Origin of the sequence: Frigoribacterium sp. NBH87, from assembly GCF_014217665.1 — a bacterium.
In the GTDB taxonomy this organism is placed as follows: Bacteria; Actinomycetota; Actinomycetes; order Actinomycetales; family Microbacteriaceae; genus Frigoribacterium; species Frigoribacterium endophyticum.
Genome location: NZ_CP043650.1, coordinates 1317235 through 1334838, shown reverse-complemented (window position 1 = coordinate 1334838; position 17604 = coordinate 1317235). Strand labels below are relative to the sequence as shown.

At 75.7% G+C, this 17604-nt stretch carries 11 protein-coding genes; 4 read left to right on the top strand and 7 right to left on the bottom strand.

Features of this window, described 5'->3' with window-relative positions:
• Position 1 precedes the first annotated feature (1 nt).
• The 3 genes from F1C15_RS06120 to F1C15_RS06110 all read right to left on the bottom strand — a co-directional run bounded on the left by F1C15_RS06120 (position 2) and on the right by F1C15_RS06110 (position 3352).
• A complete protein-coding gene (locus tag F1C15_RS06120) occupies positions 2 to 1357 on the bottom strand; it encodes an ABC transporter substrate-binding protein (protein ID WP_185233617.1) in 1356 nt (451 codons plus the stop codon).
• 97 nt (positions 1358 to 1454) lie between these two features.
• Entirely contained in the window at positions 1455 to 2402 is a 948-nt protein-coding gene (locus F1C15_RS06115) for a carbohydrate ABC transporter permease (protein WP_056056922.1), read from the bottom strand.
• A 2-nt stretch (positions 2403 to 2404) separates the two neighbouring features.
• On the bottom strand, positions 2405 to 3352 hold the full coding sequence (locus tag F1C15_RS06110; RefSeq protein ID WP_185233608.1) for a carbohydrate ABC transporter permease: 948 nt from the start codon (positions 3350 to 3352) through the stop codon (positions 2405 to 2407).
• A 76-nt stretch (positions 3353 to 3428) separates the two neighbouring features.
• Here F1C15_RS06110 and F1C15_RS06105 point away from each other — a divergent pair, with 76 nt between their 5' ends.
• The 3 genes from F1C15_RS06105 (at position 3429) to F1C15_RS06095 (ending at position 9033) form a co-directional block, all read left to right on the top strand.
• The gene (locus F1C15_RS06105) at positions 3429 to 4478 is read left to right on the top strand and encodes a LacI family DNA-binding transcriptional regulator (protein ID WP_185233606.1); all 1050 of its coding nucleotides are present in this window, start codon (positions 3429 to 3431) and stop codon (positions 4476 to 4478) included.
• A 203-nt stretch (positions 4479 to 4681) separates the two neighbouring features.
• Positions 4682 to 6343 (top strand): hypothetical protein, encoded by a 1662-nt coding sequence (locus F1C15_RS06100; protein WP_156370084.1) that lies wholly within the window; start codon positions 4682 to 4684, stop codon positions 6341 to 6343.
• Between the two features lie 230 nt (positions 6344 to 6573).
• On the top strand, positions 6574 to 9033 hold the full coding sequence (locus tag F1C15_RS06095) for a polysaccharide biosynthesis C-terminal domain-containing protein (RefSeq protein ID WP_185233604.1): 2460 nt from the start codon (positions 6574 to 6576) through the stop codon (positions 9031 to 9033).
• Positions 9034 to 9130: 97 nt separating this feature from the next.
• Here the strand turns inward: F1C15_RS06095 and F1C15_RS06090 are convergent, their stop codons facing one another.
• From F1C15_RS06090 to F1C15_RS06075, 4 genes are read right to left on the bottom strand one after another with little or no spacing between them, the layout of a single operon-like run.
• The gene (locus tag F1C15_RS06090) at positions 9131 to 10375 is read right to left on the bottom strand and encodes a hypothetical protein (protein ID WP_185233602.1); all 1245 of its coding nucleotides are present in this window, start codon (positions 10373 to 10375) and stop codon (positions 9131 to 9133) included.
• Positions 10372 to 11532 carry a glycosyltransferase gene (locus tag F1C15_RS16025; RefSeq protein ID WP_219731575.1) on the bottom strand — a complete coding sequence of 387 codons (1161 nt, stop codon included), beginning with the start codon at positions 11530 to 11532 and terminating at the stop codon, positions 10372 to 10374. Before F1C15_RS16025 ends, F1C15_RS06090 begins: the two co-directional genes overlap by 4 nt.
• On the bottom strand, positions 11529 to 13817 hold the full coding sequence (locus tag F1C15_RS06080; protein WP_185233600.1) for an acyltransferase family protein: 2289 nt from the start codon (positions 13815 to 13817) through the stop codon (positions 11529 to 11531). The genes F1C15_RS16025 and F1C15_RS06080 overlap by 4 nt, the downstream gene beginning before the upstream one ends.
• Positions 13814 to 15985, bottom strand: a complete 2172-nt coding sequence (locus tag F1C15_RS06075) for an acyltransferase family protein (protein ID WP_162240273.1) — start codon at positions 15983 to 15985, stop codon at positions 13814 to 13816. Before F1C15_RS06075 ends, F1C15_RS06080 begins: the two co-directional genes overlap by 4 nt.
• Positions 15986 to 16215: 230 nt before the next feature.
• Here F1C15_RS06075 and F1C15_RS06070 point away from each other — a divergent pair, with 230 nt between their 5' ends.
• On the top strand, positions 16216 to 17544 hold the full coding sequence (locus F1C15_RS06070) for an O-antigen ligase (RefSeq protein ID WP_185233598.1): 1329 nt from the start codon (positions 16216 to 16218) through the stop codon (positions 17542 to 17544).
• Positions 17545 to 17604: the final 60 nt, after the last annotated feature.

Below are 17604 nucleotides of genomic sequence, written 5' to 3'. Positions count from 1 at the left end.
GTTACTTCGTGGTGACGTCGAAGCCCTGCTGCGTGCCGTAGTCGGCGGACGCCTTGCCCCACGCCTCGAGGACGGGGTCGAGCGAGGTGCCGTTCGAGTAGGCCGACGACGCGCTGTCGCTGTAGATGCTGTTCGCGTAGACCTGGAAGGGCAGGTACTGCCAGTCGGGCACCACGTCGGCGGCGGCCTGCGACAGGACCTCGTTGATCTTCTGGCCGCCGAAGTACTCGGGGGCCTCGGCGAGGAAGGCCGGGTCGTTCAGGTCGGACGTGGTCGAGGGGAACCCGCCGGCGTCGAACGAGATCTGCTTGCCCTCCTCCTCCGCGGTCGCGAACTTGGTGAACTCCGCCGCGACGAGCTTGTTCGACGACTGCTCCATCACGGCGATGGACGATCCGCCGTTCTCGGCGGTCGCGGTGTCGCCCTCGGTGTACTGGGGCATGGGGGCGACGCGCCACTGGCCGGAGCCCTCGGCGGCCTGCGCCTCGAGGTTGCCGGGCATCCAGGCGCCCGTCAGCAGCGTGGCGATCGAGCCGTCGCTGAGGCCGCGGAACCACTCGTCCGTCCAGCCGGGGGTCTGCGCGAGCGAGCCGTTCTCGACCAGCGTGTTCCAGGTCGAGGTCCACTTCTTCGCGCCCTCGTCCTGCAGGTCGATCGAGACCGTCTCGCCGTCGACCTTGTACGGCTGGCCGCCGGCCTGCCAGATCATGCTGGTGGTGAAGCCGGCGTCGCCGGTGTCGCTGGTGATGAACTGGTTCGGGTCGGCCGAGTGCATGGTCTCGGCGGCCGCGACGTACTCGTCCCACGTCGTCGGCACGGCGATGCCGTACTTGTCGAAGACGTCCTGGCGGTAGAACATCGCCATGGGGCCGGAGTCCTGGGGGAGCGCGTAGACGGCGTCGCCGTCGGTGACGGAGTTCCAGGTGGAGGCGGTGAAGTCGTCCTCGAGGTCGTCGTAGCCGAAGCCGCTCAGGTCGGCCAGCGAGTCGCTGAGCGAGAACTGCGGGATCGCGAAGTACTCGACCTGGGCCACGTCGGGCGCGCCCTTGCCGGCCTTGATGGCGTTCTGCAGCTTGGTGTACTGGTCGGCGCCGGTGCCGACGTTCTGCACGTCGACGGTGATGTCGGGGTACTTGGCCTCGAAGGCCTCGGCGATGGGCTCGACGGCCGGGGCCCAGGCCCAGACGGTGATCGTCGACTTCTCCTTCAGGGCCGCGGCGAGCTCGTCGGCCGACGCCGTGTCGGGGCTCGAGCCGCCGCCGGAGCCGGAGGAGCAGGCCGCGAGCGAGCCGGCGAGGACGACGCCCAGGCCCAGCGCGATGGCGCGCTTGGCGGAGCGGGGGAGGGAACGGGACATTGTGGTGCCTTTCACTTCATCGTGGAGGTGGTGCCGTGGTGATCGTGCGGGTGGTGGTGCAGGGGGGAGGACGAGGGAGGCGCGGGTCGCGACGGCGTCAGGCCTTGACGCCGCCGGCCGACAGGCCGGACTGCCAGTAGCGCTGGAGGAAGAGGAACGCGACCACGATCGGGATGATCGCGAGGAACGACCCGGTGATGACGAGGTTGTAGATCGGGTCGCCGCCGACGGTGGTCGACTGGGCGTTCCACTGGTTCAGGCCGACCGTCAGCGGGTACCAGCGCGAGTCGCTCAGCATGATCAGCGGCAGGAAGTAGTTGTTCCAGGTCGCGACGATCGAGAACAGCAGCACCGTGATGAGGCCGGGGCTGAGGAGGCGCAGGCTGATCGTGAAGAAGGTGCGCACCTCGCTGGAGCCGTCCATCCGGGCGGCCTCGAGGATCTCGTTCGGCACGGAGTCGACCGCGTACGTCCAGATCAGGTACAGGCCGAAGGGGCTGATCAGGGAGGGCAGGATGATCGCCCACGGGGTGTTCGTCAGGCCCATCTGGCTGAACATCAGGAAGGTCGGGACGGCCAGGGCCGTGCCGGGGATGGCCACGGCGCCGAGCACGACGGCGAAGACCGCCTTCTTCCCGGGGAAGTCGAACTTGGCCAGCCCGTAGCCGGCCAGGGTGGCGAGCAGCGTGGCGCCGCCGGCGCCGACGACGACGTAGAGGAGCGTGTTGCCGAGCCAGCGGATGAACTCGCCGTCGCCGTAGGTGAAGACGCCCGCGATGTTGTCGAAGAGGGCGAAGTCGCCGCTGAACCAGAGCCCGAACGAGCTGAAGAGGGCCTCCTGCGTCTTGGTCGAGTTGACCAGGAGCCAGAAGAGGGGCAGCACCGAGTAGATGAGCAGCAGCGCCATGACGAGCGTGAGCAGCACGCTGCGCTTGTCGCGCGGGGCGCCGGCGCGGCGCTTGCGGTCGCGCGTCTCGCGCGTGGGGGTGACGGTCGGGGTGCCGGCGTCGGGCGCCGCGAGGGGGGAACCGGTGAGGGTCGACATGGTCAGGCGTCCTTCCGCGAGCCGACGAGCTGGACCACGTAGGCGACGACCATCGTCAGGACGCCCATGATGATCGCGATCGCGGCGGAGTAGTTGAACTGCTGGCCTGCGAACGAGAGGTTGTAGGCGTACATGTTCGGGGTGAAGTACGTGCTGATCGAGTTCGGCGCGAGCGTCTGCAGGATGTTCGGCTCGTTGAAGAGCTGGAAGCTGCCGATGATCGAGAAGATGATGCCGATCACGATGGCCCCGCGGATGGCGGGCAGCTTGATGTCCTTCACGATGCGGAGCGGGCCGGCGCCGTCGAGCTCGGCGGCCTCGTAGAGGTCGGGCGAGATGACGCGGAGGGCGGCGTAGAACAGCAGCATGTTGTAGCCGACGAACTCCCACGTGACGATGTTGCCGATCGACGCGAGGATCCAGCCCTGCGAGAGCAGGTCGGGGAGGGCCCACCCCGTGAGGTCCTCGAGGTTGCCGACGAGCCCGAAGCGATTGCCGTAGATGAAGCCCCACATGAGGGCGGCGACCACGGCGGGGACGGCGTAGGGCAGGAAGATCGCGATGCGGAAGAACGACGTGAGGTGCAGCCGGGCCGAGTCGAGGGCCAGCGCGGCGACCAGGGCGATGATCAGCATGATCGGCACCTGCACGACGAGGAAGAGCGCGACGCGGCCGAGGGCGTCCCAGAAGTTCGGGTCGCTGAGCGCCTGCGCGTAGTTCGCGATGCCGACGAAGGCGTTGCCGCCGATCATCTTCTCCTGGAACAGGCTGAGGTAGATCGCGTAGACGACCGGGGCGACGAGCACCACGAGGAAGACGGCGAGGAAGGGGAGGACGAAGCCCCAGCCCGTCCAGCGACGCTTGTCGCGACGGATCGGGGCGCCGCCGCCCACGGAGCTCGGGGCTGCCTCGGCCCTCGGCCGGGCTGCCGGTGTCGACAACGTCGTCATGTCCATCCACTTCGTCGGGGTTCGTCTCGCAGCCACTGATTGGGTGTTTGCGTAAACATCTGGGATGCTCGCAACCATGACACCTTCGACGCCGATCGTCAAGTCGAGCAGCCGGCGCCCCTCCCGCACGCGCACCGTCTCGATGGCGGACGTCGCGGCGCGCGCCGGCGTGTCGTCGCAGACGGTCTCGAGGGTCTCGAACGGCGCCGCCAACGTCGAGGCGGGCACGCGTCAGCGGGTGCTCGACGCGATGGCCGAGCTCGGCTACCGGCCGAACAGCGCCGCCCGGGCGCTGAAGACCGGGCGCTTCCGCAGCATCGGCGTGATCATGTTCACGCTCTCGACCCTCGGCAACATGAAGACCCTCGACGCCATCGTCACGGCCGCCTCGGGCGCGGGCTACACGATCACCCTGATGCCGGTCGCGCACCCCACCGAGGGCGAGGTGGCGGGCGCGTTCAGCCGCCTGCAGGAGGAGGCGGTCGACGGGGTCGTCATCATCATCGAGGCGCAGATGCTCGACCGCGCCGACCTCATCGTCCCGGTCGGCCTGCCCGTCGTCATCATCGACTCCGACGCGGTCGACCCCTACGTCGTCGTCGACACCGACCAGGAGCAGGGCATGCGCCTGGCCACGCAGCACCTGCTCGACCTCGGCCACACCCGCGTCGTGCACGTGGCCGGGCCCGCCACCTCGTACTCGGCCACGCGCCGCGCGACCTCGTGGCTCGACACGATGCGCGACGCCGGGCTCGAGCCGGAGGCGCCCCTCGGCGGGGACTGGACCACCGCCTCCGGCTACCGCATCGGGCTCGAGATCGGTCGTCGCGACGACGTCACGGGCGTCGTGGCGGCGAACGACCAGATGGCGCTCGGCGTGATGCACGCGCTGCACGAGCTCGGCCGCTCCATCCCCGGCGACGTCAGCGTGGTCGGGTTCGACGACACGGAGGAGTCCGGCTCGTTCTGGCCGCCGCTGACGACCGTGCACCAGAACTTCGGCGAGATCGGGCTGCGGTCGATGCACGTGCTGCTCGAGATGCTCGAGGGGCAGGAGCCGTCGGCCGACCGCATCGTGCCGACCCACCTCGTCGTCCGCGAGAGCGCGGGGCCGCCGCGCGCCTGACCGCGCCCTGCTCTCGGCCCCGCGACTCCGCCCGGCCCCGCGTCGCCGCCAGGTGACGGAGCGGGTGAAATGTCGGTGCGCCGACGGCGCGGGGGCGCGGGAGTCGCGGTGACGGACCCCGGCGGAGGGGTCAGGGTGCCGACACGAGCCAGACGGGAGACGTCTGGTCGTCGTCGACCCCCCTTACGAAGAGGACCCCCACCGTGACCGATCGTCATCGCTCCCTGCCCGTGAACCCGGCCGCCCCGCCGTCCGTCGTCGAGGGGCACGCCGGGCCCTCGCGCCGCTCCGTCGTCACCGCCGCGGCCTGGGCCGTGCCCGTCGTGAGCATCGCCCTCGCGACCCCCGCCCACGCGGCGTCGTCGAACGCCCGCGCCACCATCGGCTTCTCGAACGAGCTGCCGCGGGCGCTCGGCTCCGACCTGTCGGACGCCAGCGTGCTCGTGCTCTCGCAGAACGGGGTCCCGCTCGCGAACGAGACCGTCACCTTCACCGTCACCGGCCCCGCCTCGTTCGGCGGCTCGACCACCTGGACGACGGTGACGAACGCCGCGGGAGTCGCGGTCGCCACCGGCCTCGTCGCGAGCGCCGCCGAGGGAGGCGTCGTCACCCTCACGGCCACGGTCGCCGGCGTCGCGCCCGTCACCGCCACCGTCACGGTCGTGCAGGAGGGCCTCTTCCTCGTCCCCGTCACGGCGGGCACGGGCGACCAGCCGGCCGCCCGACAGATCCCCGACGCGACGGGGAACATCGCGCACGTCTCCGCCGCGACCGTGACCCTGCCCGGCCAGCCGGGCCAGGTCGCCTACACGGCGGTCACCACGACCGGCGAGGTCTGGGCGCTGGGCGCGACCCGGGGCGCCGCCGCCGGCTGGGGCCTCGTCGACACCGGGGCCGACCCCGCGGTCGAGGGCGCCACGGCCATCGGCAACACGGGCAGCTGGAGCTACCACCTCTACGTGAAGGACGGCCAGCTGTGGTGGTACGGCGGTGCCGGCACCGGCGCGGGGCCGAACCGCCTCCTCACCGGCGCGACCGGCTCGGTGACCCAGGTCTCCGCCGCGAACGGCCACTTCTCGGGGGCGACGACCACCCTGGCCTTCACGGCCGTCACGAGCACCGGGCAGGTCTGGGCGCGCGCGTCGTTCAACACCGGCACGAGCGAGCGGCTCGTCGACACCGGCGCCTCGTCGTCGGTCCGCCCGGCCACCACGGTCGGCGGCCCCGGCGGCACGAGCCAGCACCGCTACGTGAAGGACGGCCAGCTCTGGCTCGTCACGAACACCGGGGCGTCCGCGGCTTCGCCCGAGCGCCAGCTCGAGGGCGTCGACGGCGCCGTCGTGCAGATCGACGCGGTCAACGCCTACCACCCGGAGATGGCCGGCCAGCTCGCGGCCACGGCGATCACCAGCACCGGCCAGCTGTGGGCCTCGGCGAGCACGCTCGCGAACGAGGTGCCCTGGGAGCTCCAGGACACGGGCGTGGACGGCGCCGTGCGGCCCGCGACGGCGATCGGCGGCAACGCGACGGGCAGCGTGCACTACTACGCCAAGGGCGGCCAGCTCTGGCGTGCCTGGTCGTACGGCGACGGCTTCGACCCGATCGCGCGCAAGGCCGAGGGCGCGACGGGCGCCGTCGTCGGCATCTCGGCGGCCAGCGCCCACCGCGCCGGCGAGGACCCGCAGATCGCCTACACGATGGTGACCGCGACCGGTGAGGTCTGGGGCCACTCGTACATCGCGACCGACAACCGCGGCGCGTGGCAGCTCGGCAGCGGGGCGAACCCGACCGTCGTGCCGGCCACGGCCATCGGCGGCGCCCCCGACGGCAGCACGCACCTGTTCGCGGGCACCGTGCCCGCGTAGGCCGCCCTGCCCGCCGACCCGCCGCCACCGCGGCCTCGGCGCGACCCGAGCCCCCTGCCCGACCCGGGTGGGGGGCTCGCGGCGTCCCGGGGTGAAGGCCGGGGTGAGGTCGCGGGGCCGGGGCCGCGGGGCCAGGCCCGAGCCCCCCGGGCGCGCGACGGGGGAGTCGCACCCTGGGAGTCCTGCTCCGTCCCGTCCCGCCGAGGACCGTCCCCGACCGAGGTGCCCCGATGCCCGACCCGACCGCCGCCGACCGTCCCGCGCCCGCCGCGCCTCCTGCACCTCACCCGCCCGCTCCCGGGCGCGGAGGGGCGCGCGGCCCGGTCTCGTCCGCCGCGGCCCGGCTCGGCGGCTTCGTCGCCCTGCCGCTGCTCACCGCCGTCGCGCCCCTGCTCGTCCTCCCCGCGATCACGGCCGCCTTCGGGCAGGGGGCGTGGGTCAGCGTCGCGGTGGCCCAGTCGCTCGGCGCCGCCGCGGCCGTCGTCGTCGAGCTCGGCTGGGGCCTCACCGGCACCCAGCGGGCGGCGCGACAGGGCCCGGAGGCGCGCCGTCGCCTCCTCGCGCTCGTGACGGCGACCAAGCTCGTCGCGGCGGTGCCGACGCTCGCGGTGGTCGCCCTCGCCGTCGCCCTGCTCGTGCCCCGCCACCCCGTCGAGGCGCTGCTGATCGCGGCGGGCGGCGCCCTCAGCAGCCTCAACGCCACCTGGCTCTTCATCGGCACGGGGCGCCCGTCCCTCGTGCTCGCCGTCGAGGCGGGGCCGCGCATCGCCGCGATGGTGGTCGCGGCCCTGGCCGTGTCGCTCGGCGGCTCGCTCTGGTGGTTCGTCGCCGCGTGCCTGCTGCCCTCGGTCGTCTGCCCGGTCGTCGGGCTCGCGGTCGTCGGGGTGCGGCCCCGGCACGCGGCCGGGCTGACGCCCCGGCGCGTGCTCGGCGCCCTCGCCGGGCAGCGCCACGCGCTCACCGGGCGCGCGCTGAGCGCCGCCTACATCGCCCTCCCGGTGGTGCTCGTCGGCGCGGTGGCGGGCACCTCGGTGACCGCCGTCTTCGCCGCGGCGGAGCGGCTGCAGCGCATGCTCCTCTCCGGCCTGCAGGCCGTGCCGAACGCGCTCCAGGGCTGGGTCGGGGCCCCGGCCGGCGTCGAGCACCGGCTCGACCGTGCCCGCGTCGCGATCGTCGTGAACGGCCTGGTCGGGGCCGCGGCGGGCGTCGTGCTGACCGTGGCCGGCCCGTGGCTGTCGGCCGTCGTGTTCTCCGGCGTCGCGACGCTCGGCCACCGCGAGGCCGCGATCAGCGCGACCCTCGTCGTGGTCGTGAGCCTGTCGCGGGCGGTCGGCGGCATCGCGCTCGTCGTGGTGGGGGAGGTGCGGGGTCTCGCGCGGAGCGCGCTCGTCGGGGCGCTCGTCGGCGTTCCGCTCATCCTGCTGCTGGGCCACCAGGGCGGCGTCGTCGGTGCCCTCGCGGGCGAGGTGGTCGCCGAGGCGGCCGTGCTCGTCGTGCAGCTGCGGTCGCTCGGGCGGGCCGTCGCGGAGCGGCGCGGACGCTCGGCAGCGCGCGCCCTCGGCGCCGCGGGGGCGGGCGGCGACGCGCACGGCGCGGCGACCGGAGCCGGGCTCCGGGTGCTCCAGTGGCGCGTCCACGACCCGGGCTACCCCCGCAACGTGCGGGTGCGCGAGCACCTCGAGGCCCGCGGCCACCGCGTCGACCTCCACGAGCGGGCGCGCGGCCCCCGACGCCACCTCGTCGACCTCCGGGCGCTCGTCGTGCGCTCGCGGGCGACGGACGTCGTGCTCGTCTCCGAGATGTCGCTCGACTTCGTCGCCGCGGCGTGGGCCGTCGCCCGGGTGCGCCGCCTGCCCCTGGTCGTCGACGTGTTCATCGGCAAGCACGAGACCCTCGTGGGCGACCAGGGCTTCCGGGCCCCGTGGTCTCCGCGCGCGTTGCTCTGGGCGCTCGTCGACCGGGTCGCCGTCCGCGCCGCCGACGTCGCGCTCGTCGACACGCGGGTGCGGGCCGAGCACCTCGGCCGGCGGCACCCGCGCGCGACCGTCCTGTCGCTGCCGGTGGGAGCGCCGACCTGGGCGCGCGAGCGGCCCCTGAGGGCCGACCCGCGCCTCCGCCTGCTCTTCTACGGGTCGTTCCTGCCCCTGCACGGCGTGCCCACGATCGTCCGCGGGTTCGCGGCGACGCGACGGGCCGACGTCGCCCTGACCGTCGTCGGCAGCGCCGACCGGGCCGGGGGCGAGGCCGACGCCGCGGCCCTCGCGGCGGAGCTCGGCGTCGGCGACCGCGTCGCCTTCCTGCCGGCCACGAGCCCGGAGCGCCTCGGCGAGCTGATCGGCGAGCACGACGTCGTGCTCGGCCTGTTCGGCGACTCCGAGAAGGCGGGCTCGGTGATCGCCAACAAGGTCTGGCAGGGGCTCGCGGCCGGGCGCGTCGTCGTCACGCGCGAGAGCGCGGCGCTCGACGAGCTCCGCGACCTCGTCGGCGGACAGCTGGTGACCGTGCCCGCCGCCGATCCGGAGGCGCTGGCGCGGGTGGTCGAGGGTCTGGCCGACCGGCGCCCGGGCGCGGTCGGCGGGGCCCGTGCACGACTGGACGCCTACGTGCGCGACGAGTTCCGGGGGCTCGACGACGCGCTCGCCGCGGCCGTGACGGCGGCCGTCGGGCGTCGCCGCGGCGCTCGCCGCTGACACTGACGCTGACGCTGACGGGGCCGCTGACGCTGACGCTGACGCTGACGGGGCCGCTGACGCTGACGCTGACGGGACGGCGGTCGCGGCCGCCCGGTCAGCGCTGACGCACGAGGCCGGCGGCGACGAGCTCGGCGACGGCGGCCAGCACGAGCTCGCGGGCCCGGGCGACCGCCTCGGGCCCGTCGCCCGGCAGGCCGTGCTCGCGCACGACGGCGGCCACGGACTCGTCGAGCGTGCGGCCGGCCCGGGCCGCGTGCCACACGGCGACGCCGATGCCCGAGAGGGTCCGCAGGGAGTCGCGGTGCAGCACCACGACGGAGCCGGCGTCCGCCACCCAGTCGTCCACCGCCGTCGCGACGAGGACGCCCCCGCCGTGCGTCGGGCCCGGCGCCCCCGGGGAGGCGCGGTGCGCGTCGAGCCCGAACGTCGCCTCCCCGGGGCCCTCGCCCCCCGGCGTCGCGGCCGGTGCCGACACGGCGAGCAGCTCGCGCACGGCCGGTTCGAGGGTCGTTGCCTCGGCGTAGCGCACGACGAGCAGGCCGCCGGTGCGCTCGAGCAGGGCCTGCAGCCGGCGCAGCGGGCGGGCGCGGGCGCCGAGGTAGCTGATCTGCGGGAAGAGCCGGGCGGCGGCCTCGGCGAGGCCGATCGGGCCGACCGTCACCTCCGTCGCGGCGGGGTCGCGGTCGAGCAGCACGACGCGCGCGAGCGTCAGGGGCCCGTCGGGAGCGCGTCGGAGCCCCGCCGCGTCGGGCGAGACCTGCGCCTTGGGCCGCGACGCCCCCGGCGCGGCCGGGCCCCGCACCGAGAGGGGCTTGGGGTAGCGCACCACCAGGCCGTCGTCGTCGACGGCGACGGTCTCGTCGGTCACGTAGCCGAGGGTGCGGCCGAGGGCGCGGGAGGCGGTCGTCTTGCCGTGCCCGGACGGGGCCACGTACGCGACGACGGCGCCCGTGACGGGGTCGGCGACGCCGCCCGCGTGCAGCAGGAGGAGGTCGTCGCGGCGCTGGTCGATGGCGAGCTGCGTGACCACGGTCGTGACGGTCTCCGTGAGCTGGTCGAGCGCGTCGGCCACGACGAGGGCGGACGCGTCGGCGTGTGCGTCGGAGTCGGCGCCCGCCGGGGCGTCGTCGTCGCCGTCGCCGCGCAGCACGGCCACGGCGTCGCACTCCGAGCGGGGTCGACGCTCGAGGACGGGCTCGCACCACGCCCACGACGTCGCGAGGTCGGCGCGCTGCCCGGCGTCGAGGCCCACGAGCCCGACCACCACCCGGCAGCCGATCGCGGTGACGGTCAGGGCGTCGAGGGCGTCGAGGAGGGCGGGGTCGGTCTGGTGGCTCACGGTCGTCGCCCTCTCGGTGCGGCGCGGCGCCGCAGTTCATCGTAGGTCCGCAGCACGGGGCCGAAGACGGCGTCGGGGGTGGCCCGGCGCGCCAGCCACCCGGCGGCGAGGGAGACCTGCTCGGTCGTCCTCGTCCGGTCGGCGAGGGCGGTGGTCAGCAGGCGGGCCGCGGTCTCGTCGTCGGCGTCGTCGGGCACGACCACCGCGCGGCCGTCGCCCAGCGCGCCGGGCGCGCCCGAGGCCGCCGTCGCGACGACCGGCCGGTGCCGGGCGAAGGCCTCGAGCACCACGAGGGGGAGCCCCTCCCAGGCCGAGGTCATGAGGAGGGCGTCGGCCGCGTCGATCCTCGCCGGCACGTCGTCGGCGTGGCCGGCGAAGACGACGGGCGCCCCGAGGCGGGAGGCGAGCGCCCGGGCCTCGTCGAGCAGGGGACCGTCGCCGTGCCACACCGCCTCGACGTCGACGACCCGGGCCGCCGCCGCCACCACGCGGACGAAGCGGAGCGGGTCCTTCTGCTCGACGAGCCGGCCCAGGCCGACGATCCGCAGGGGGCGGCCGCCCGGCGGCGGGACGGGCAGCACGGGCCGGTCTGTCGTCCGGGCCGGTGCGTTGCCGACGACGAGGACGCCGTCCCGACGACCGAACCGGTCGGCGATCATCGCCCCGACGTGGTCGCTGACCGCGAACACGGCGGCGCTCCGGAACGACAACGCCCGGAGGCCGGCGCGGGGCAGGTAGGTGTGGGCGTGCTCGACGACGGGCACGCCGTGCCGGGCGCCGACCAGGAGGCACTGCAGGGCCTCGCGGCGCTGGTGCGCGTGGAGGACGTGGGGGCGGACCTCCCGGCAGGCCCGGTCGAGTGCGCGCAGGCCCGCGACGAAACGCCCGAGGGAGCCCCCGACGGCGACCGTCCCGGGGCGGACGTGCACGCGCGCGGGCCCGAGGGCCCGCCGGGCGTCCGCGGCCAGCGGGCCGTCGACGCCGAGCAGGTGCGCCTCGGCGCCGCGTGCGGCGAGCCAGGCGCTCAGCTGCACGGCGACCGCCTGGGCGCCGCCGGCTGTGAACGAGTCGAGCACGTGGACCACGCGGAGCGGCGCCCCGGGGCCCTCGTCGCCGGCCGGGCCGACCGCGTCGGGCCCCGTCGTCAGCCCGCTCACCGGGCGTCCCCCGCCCCGTCGAGCAGGGCCGCCCGGAGGACGAGCGCCAGCGAGGCCGACCACCGCTCGGCGAGGTGCCCGGCGTCGACCTTGACCAGGCCGTCGCCGACGAAGGCCGGGCAGCGCAGCTCGTCCGTGCACGTCCAGGGCGCCGTGTCGACGAACCGGGCGCGCAGCGGCGCCCCGGGCGTCGAGCCGTCGGCGAGGCCGGCCACGGCCTCCTGCTCCGCGGCCGTCTTGTCGACCCACGCGCGGGAGGGCGTGCTGAGGCACGTCGCGGGCCCCCGGGGGCGCACGGCGCACTCCGCGGCGGGCGCGGACTCGGGCGGCGAGCTGAGCACGACGACGGTCGCGCCGGCCGCCGCGAGCTCGGCCACGGTGCGGGCCGTGCCCTCCCGCCAGGCTCCCGCCGCGTCGGCCTCGTCGCCCCGCCCGGTCAGCCGCTGGTACGCGCCGAGGGAGCTCGACAGCACGACGAGGTCGGGGGCCTCGGCGACCACGCGCTCCACGGCGGCGTCGCGGGCGGCCGCGCAGTCGTCGGCGAAGGAGGCGCGCTCGAGCCGGTCGGTCGTGCGCACGTCGACGGCGGGGCAGCTCTGCAGGCCCTGGCCGACCACCCGCCAGCCCTCCGGCACCAGCGCCCCGGTGAGCCCCGGCAGCCAGCTGGTCGCGATGGAGTCGCCGAGCACGACCGCGGTGCGCTCGGCGTGCTCGGGGCCCGCGGTGCAGGCCGCCGCGGCCTCCGCCACGGACCGGGGGGAGGCGCCCACCGGGTCGACGAGGCAGCCGGGGCCGGCCGAGGCGGCCGCGCCGTCGGCCAGCGACACGTCGTCCGGCGACGGCGAGAGGGCCGGCCAGCCTTCTGCGTCCGCCGCCTCCTGCACGGCGGCGCGCAGGGCGGCCTCGTCGGGGAACGGCGCGGCGGCGGCACGCTCCGCGGGAGCCCGCGCGGGCAGCGGGAACGTCGCCGGGCCGACGAGCTGCACGGCGGAGAGGCCGAGCACCGCCACCGCCACCGTCGTCCCGGCGAGGAGGCCGTGCGACCGGGGCCGCGCCTCCGTCCGGGCCTCCGCGCGCGACTCGGCCCGCGACTCCGCCCGGGGGTCGGCCGAGCGGCCACGCCGACCGACGGCGCCGTGGCGGAGGGGCTGCTCGACGAACCGGTGGGTGAGGGCGGCGAGGCCGACGGACAGCGTGGCCGCGAGCCCCGCGACGGCGAGGCCGCGGTCGGGCCACACGGCCGAGAGCAGGACGAACACGGGCAGGTGCCAGAGGTAGAGGGAGTACGAGACGCGGCCGAGCCAGCGCATCGGCGGGTTGTCGAGCAGCACGACGGGGGCGAGGCGCCGCCCGCCGGAGGCACCTCCCGACGCGAGCAGGGCGGCGGTGCCGAGCACGACCGGCAGCGCGGCGACGCCGGGGAAGGCGTGCTCGGGGCCGACGAGCACGGCCGACGCGAGGATGGCGAGCAGGCCGCCCGACCAGAGCACGGTGCGCCCTGCCCGGCCCGCCCGGGCGAGGGCGGGGGCCGCCACGGCGACGGCCGCCCCCACGCCCAGCTCCCAGGCGCGCGACTGGAACGAGAAGTAGGCCCAGCCCTGGCGCAGCTCGGTCTCCGCGACGGAGGCCCCGAACGAGGCGGCGGTCGCCGCGAGCACGACCACCAGCAGCACGCTGCGCCCGGTGCCCGGGCGGGGCGTCGTCGACCCGGCCGCGGTGCGCCGTCGCGAGCGCCGACGTGACCAGGCCCAGACCACGAACAGCCAGGGCCAGAGCACGTAGAACTGCTCCTCGACGGCGAGCGACCAGTAGTGCAGCAGGGGCGAGCCGGTGCCGTCGCCGCCGAAGTAGCTCACCCCGCGCCGCACCAGGTGCCAGTTCTGCACCATGAGCACGGACGCGACCCCGTCGCCGAGCACGCGGAGGGCGCCGACGCGGTGCAGGACGAGGGCCGACGCGACGACGGTGACGACCACGACGAGCAGCGCGGCCGGCACGATGCGGCGGGTGCGCCGCAGGTAGAAGGCCAGCAGGTCGACGCGACCGGTGGTCTCGGCCTCCCGCAGCAGGAGCCCGGTGATGAGGAAGCCGGAGAGGACGAAGAAGACGTCCACGCCGACGAACCCGCCGGAGGGGGCGCCGACGAGGTGGTCGGCGAGCACCAGCAGCACGGCGAGCGCCCGGAGCCCCTCGACGTCGGGGCGGAAGCGGAGCGCGAGGTGCGGGGCGGGGCGTGCGGGGCGCGGGGCGGCGGGCGCGGCGGGGGCGGCGGCGAGGAGGCTCACAGGCCGACGACCCCCTCGGCGACCAGCGCCTCCCGCACGACCGGGGTGATCTTGCGCATCCAGTCGCTCGTCGGGTGCAGGGCGTCCTTCTTCGTCAGGGTGTCCCCGGCGAAGGCGGGGCACGAGCCCTGCGCGTCGCAGAACCACGGGCGCACGTCGACGAAGACGGCGCCGACCGCCTCGGCGGTCGCGACCTGGTCCTGGGCCATGGAGGGCCAGCTCGACGCGGAGACACGGCTCACGCAGGCCTCGGGCCCGGCGAACTGGCTGAAGCACTCCCGGACGTCGGAGCCGGCGGGGGGAGGCGACAGGACGACGGTCTGGCCGGCGCTGGCCCCGAGGCGCTCGAGCATCGACCGGAACGCGCCCGACCAGGCGCCGAGGGTGGCCTGGCGGCCGGTGGCGGCGTCGACCTCGCGGGTGAAGGTGTTGCCGACGAAGACGACGTCGGGCCGGGTCTCCTCGACCACGCGGTACTCGGTCTCGCGGCGGTCGCGGCAGGCCGCCGCGCGGGCGGCGTCGTCCGAGAGCTCGAGGTCGACGAACGGGCAGGCGTACATCGACACGATGCGCAGCGACCACTCCCCGGTGCCGACGATCTCGGCGAGGGCGGGCACGTACGCCTGGGCGATCGAGTCGCCGACGAGCACGGCCCGACGGGGAGCGTCGGGGTCGCCGAAGGTGCACTCCGCGGCGGGCAGCAGCGTCACCGACCCGCAGCGCCCCGCGTTGCCCGGGGCGGCTCCCTCGCGGCCGCTCTCCGCGGCGGGGGCGACCGCCTCGGGCCAGCTCTCGGCGTCGAGCGCGGCGGAGATCTCGGCCGTCAGCTGCGCCTGGGCGGCACCGGCCTCCGGGGCGCCGCCCCCCTCGCCCTCGGGCGGGGCGGGCACGACGGCCGCGGTCGGCGCGGCGGAGTCGGCCGGCGCACCGCCCGACGACGCGATCGCCGTGCCCGTGACCGCGAGCACGGCGACCGTCGCGGCCACGGCCACGACGAGCGGCCGGGAGCGCCGGGAGGCGGCGGCGCGACGACCGCTCCGGCGGCGGTCCGTCGAGGGCAGCAGCCACGAGCTGCGCAGCACGGGCTGCTCGACGAGGCGGTGCGACACGGCCGAGAGCACGGCGGTGACGAGGAGCACGAGCGTCGTCACGAGCGCCTCGGGAGCGGCGTCTCCCAGCAGGAAGCGCAGGTAGGGCGCGAACAGCACGACGACGGGGAAGTGCCAGAGGTAGATCGAGTACGACGCGTCGCCGACCGCGCGCGAGACCGGGTTCGTCAGCACGACCAGCGAGCGCTGCGGGTGGTCGATGCCGGCGGCGAGCACGAGCAGCGTGCCCAGGGTCGGCACCAGCGCGCCCGGGGCGGGGAAGCCGGCCGACTCGCTGACCGTGGCGAAGCCGACGACGATCACCGCGACTCCGGCCCAGCCCAGGGCGGGGCGTGACCAGCCCGGCAGGTGGCGGCCGACGGCGGGCGCGGCGAGGGCGAGGCCGGCCCCGAGGGCGAGCTCCCAGGCTCGCGTGGCGGTCGAGAAGTAGGCGACGGTCGGCGACGACGCCGACTGCACGAGGGCCACCGCGAAGGAGGCGCCCCCCACGACCGCGATCGCCGCTCCGGCGTACAGGCGCGCCCGCAGGCCCAGCTCGCCGCGTCGACGGCGCGTCGCGAGCGCGACGGCGCCGATCACGAGCAGGGGCCAGACGACGTAGAACTGCTCCTCGACCGCCAGCGACCAGAAGTGCTGGAGCGGCGAGACGGGGCCGTCGGCCGTGAAGTAGTCGGTGCCGGTGGCGGCGAACCGCCAGTTGGCGACGAAGCCGAGCGAGGCGGCGGCGTCGCGGAGGACGACGCCGCCGCGGCCCGAGCCGTACAGGGCGAACGTCGCGGCGACGGTCGCGGCCAGCACGACGAGGGCGGCGGGCAGGATGCGCCGTGCCCGGCGGCGGTAGAACATCGAGAGCGAGATCGTCCCCGTCCGTGCCCGCTCGCGGACGAGGAGCTCGGTGATCAGGAAGCCGCTCACCACGAAGAAGACGTCGACGCCGGTGAACCCGCCGCTCGGCCGGTCGGTGGCGTGGGCGACGACGACGGCGACGACGGCGAGGGCCCGGAGGCCCTGCACGTCGAGACGGTGCGGGGTCGGCGGGTGGGCGGCAGAGCGGGTCACGGGTCCTCCTCGGGTGATCGACACCCGGTGATCCTGCGGGGCGTGACGACCGCCTCCGCCCGTCGCCCCGGGCTCTGACGGGGGCGGGGGCGCGGCGCTTCATCCCGGGACTCACCCCGGGCGAAGCGCGGGGTGGAAGGGGCGCCGCCCGGGCCCGCGGAGGCGGGCGGAGGGCCCGGCGGCGGCCGGGCGACGTGGTGCGATGGCCCCTCCCGAACGGAGACCGCCCCATGCTGATGACCCTCCTCCTGCTCGCGAGCGCCGGCCTGCTGGTGCTCGCCGTCTTCCTCCTCGTCGTGCCCGCCTGGTGCGTCCGCGCGGCGGCCCTCGCCGTGACCGTCGCCGTCGTCGTGGCCGTCGGCAACAACAGCGCACCGCCCGCCGCGTGGGTGGCCGGCTTCGTCTTCTCGGCCGTGCTCCTCCTCGTGGCCCTGGCGCGCGGCGGCCTCGAGCGGCGCGTCGGCGGCGTGCCCTTCCTGCTCGTCTCCGGTCTCTGGGCCTGGCTCGCCGTGGGCGCGCTCGTCGCGGGGACGTACTCGGTGCCCCGCCTCGTCGCGTACTTCGGGCTCGCCGTCGTCGTCGCGCTCGTCGCCGGCCAGCTCACCCGTCGGGAGGTGCACCTCGTGCTCGGCGCCGTGGTCGCGGTCGCGGTGGTGCAGGTCGGCATCGCCCTGGCCGAGCTGGCGGTCGGCGAGCCGCTGCTGTGGGGCCTCCGCGGCGGCACGCGCCTCAACCCCTTCCTCGGCGACGCCGTCGACCGCGTGCAGGGCACCCTCGGCCACCCGATCATCCTCGGCCTGCTCGAGGGGCTCGCCGTCCTCCTCGTCTGGGCCGACCCGTGGCAGCTCTCCCGCCGGGCCCGGTGGGCCCTGCTCGCCGTGTGCGCGGGCGGCGTGCTGCTCTCGGGCACGAGGAGCATCGCGGCCTGCCTCGTCGTGGCCGTCGGCGTGCACCTCCTCCTCCGGTCGAGGCTCGCCGCCTGGCTGCGCAACGTCGCGATCGCGGCGGTGGTCGGCAGCGGGGTGCTGCTGCTCGACCTCGGCCTCTCCGAGATCGTCGACGACCTGCTCGCCTCGGGCTCGTGGGTGCACCGCCTCGAGTCGGTGCAGGCGGTGCCCGCCCTGCTGGCCCGGCCGCTCGCGGAGTCGCTCTGGGGCACCGGCTTCGGCAGCGAGGTCGGGCTGTTCCGTGACGGGCACATCCGACTGACCTTCGGGCTCGAGGTCGTCGACAACTTCTACGTGTACCTGCTCGGCACCACGGGGGTGCTGGGGCTGTCGGTCTTCCTGCTCGTCGCCGTGGTGACCTTCGCCCGCGGCGACCGCCTGACCCGTGCCGTGGTCGTGCTCTTCCTCGGCATGGGCGCCTCCTTCGACCTCGTCGTCTGGCTCGGGGTCGGCGTGCTGATGTCGCTCTTCTTCGCCCTGCCGGGCGCCGCGGCGCTGGCCGCGTCGGACCGGGCGGAGCAGCAGGGCCGGTCGGCCCGGGACCTCGAGGCGGCGGCCGCCGCGGACGGCGGCTCGGCCCGGGAGGACCGCCGCCCGGCGCTCGTCGCCTGAGGCGGTCGCCGCTCGGCGCGGTCGCGCCCCCTGAGGGGATGGACGGTCGCGGCGTCCGAG

Coding starts and splice junctions, on each gene's coding strand:
- F1C15_RS06115 (WP_056056922.1), bottom strand. CDS start 2,402: ATGTCGACCCTCACCGGTTCCCCCCTCGCGGCGCCCGACGCCGGCACC.
- F1C15_RS06105 (WP_185233606.1), top strand. CDS start 3,429: ATGACACCTTCGACGCCGATCGTCAAGTCGAGCAGCCGGCGCCCCTCC.
- F1C15_RS06120 (WP_185233617.1), bottom strand. CDS start 1,357: ATGTCCCGTTCCCTCCCCCGCTCCGCCAAGCGCGCCATCGCGCTGGGC.
- F1C15_RS06110 (WP_185233608.1), bottom strand. CDS start 3,352: ATGACGACGTTGTCGACACCGGCAGCCCGGCCGAGGGCCGAGGCAGCC.
- F1C15_RS06070 (WP_185233598.1), top strand. CDS start 16,216: ATGCTGATGACCCTCCTCCTGCTCGCGAGCGCCGGCCTGCTGGTGCTC.
- F1C15_RS06095 (WP_185233604.1), top strand. CDS start 6,574: ATGCCCGACCCGACCGCCGCCGACCGTCCCGCGCCCGCCGCGCCTCCT.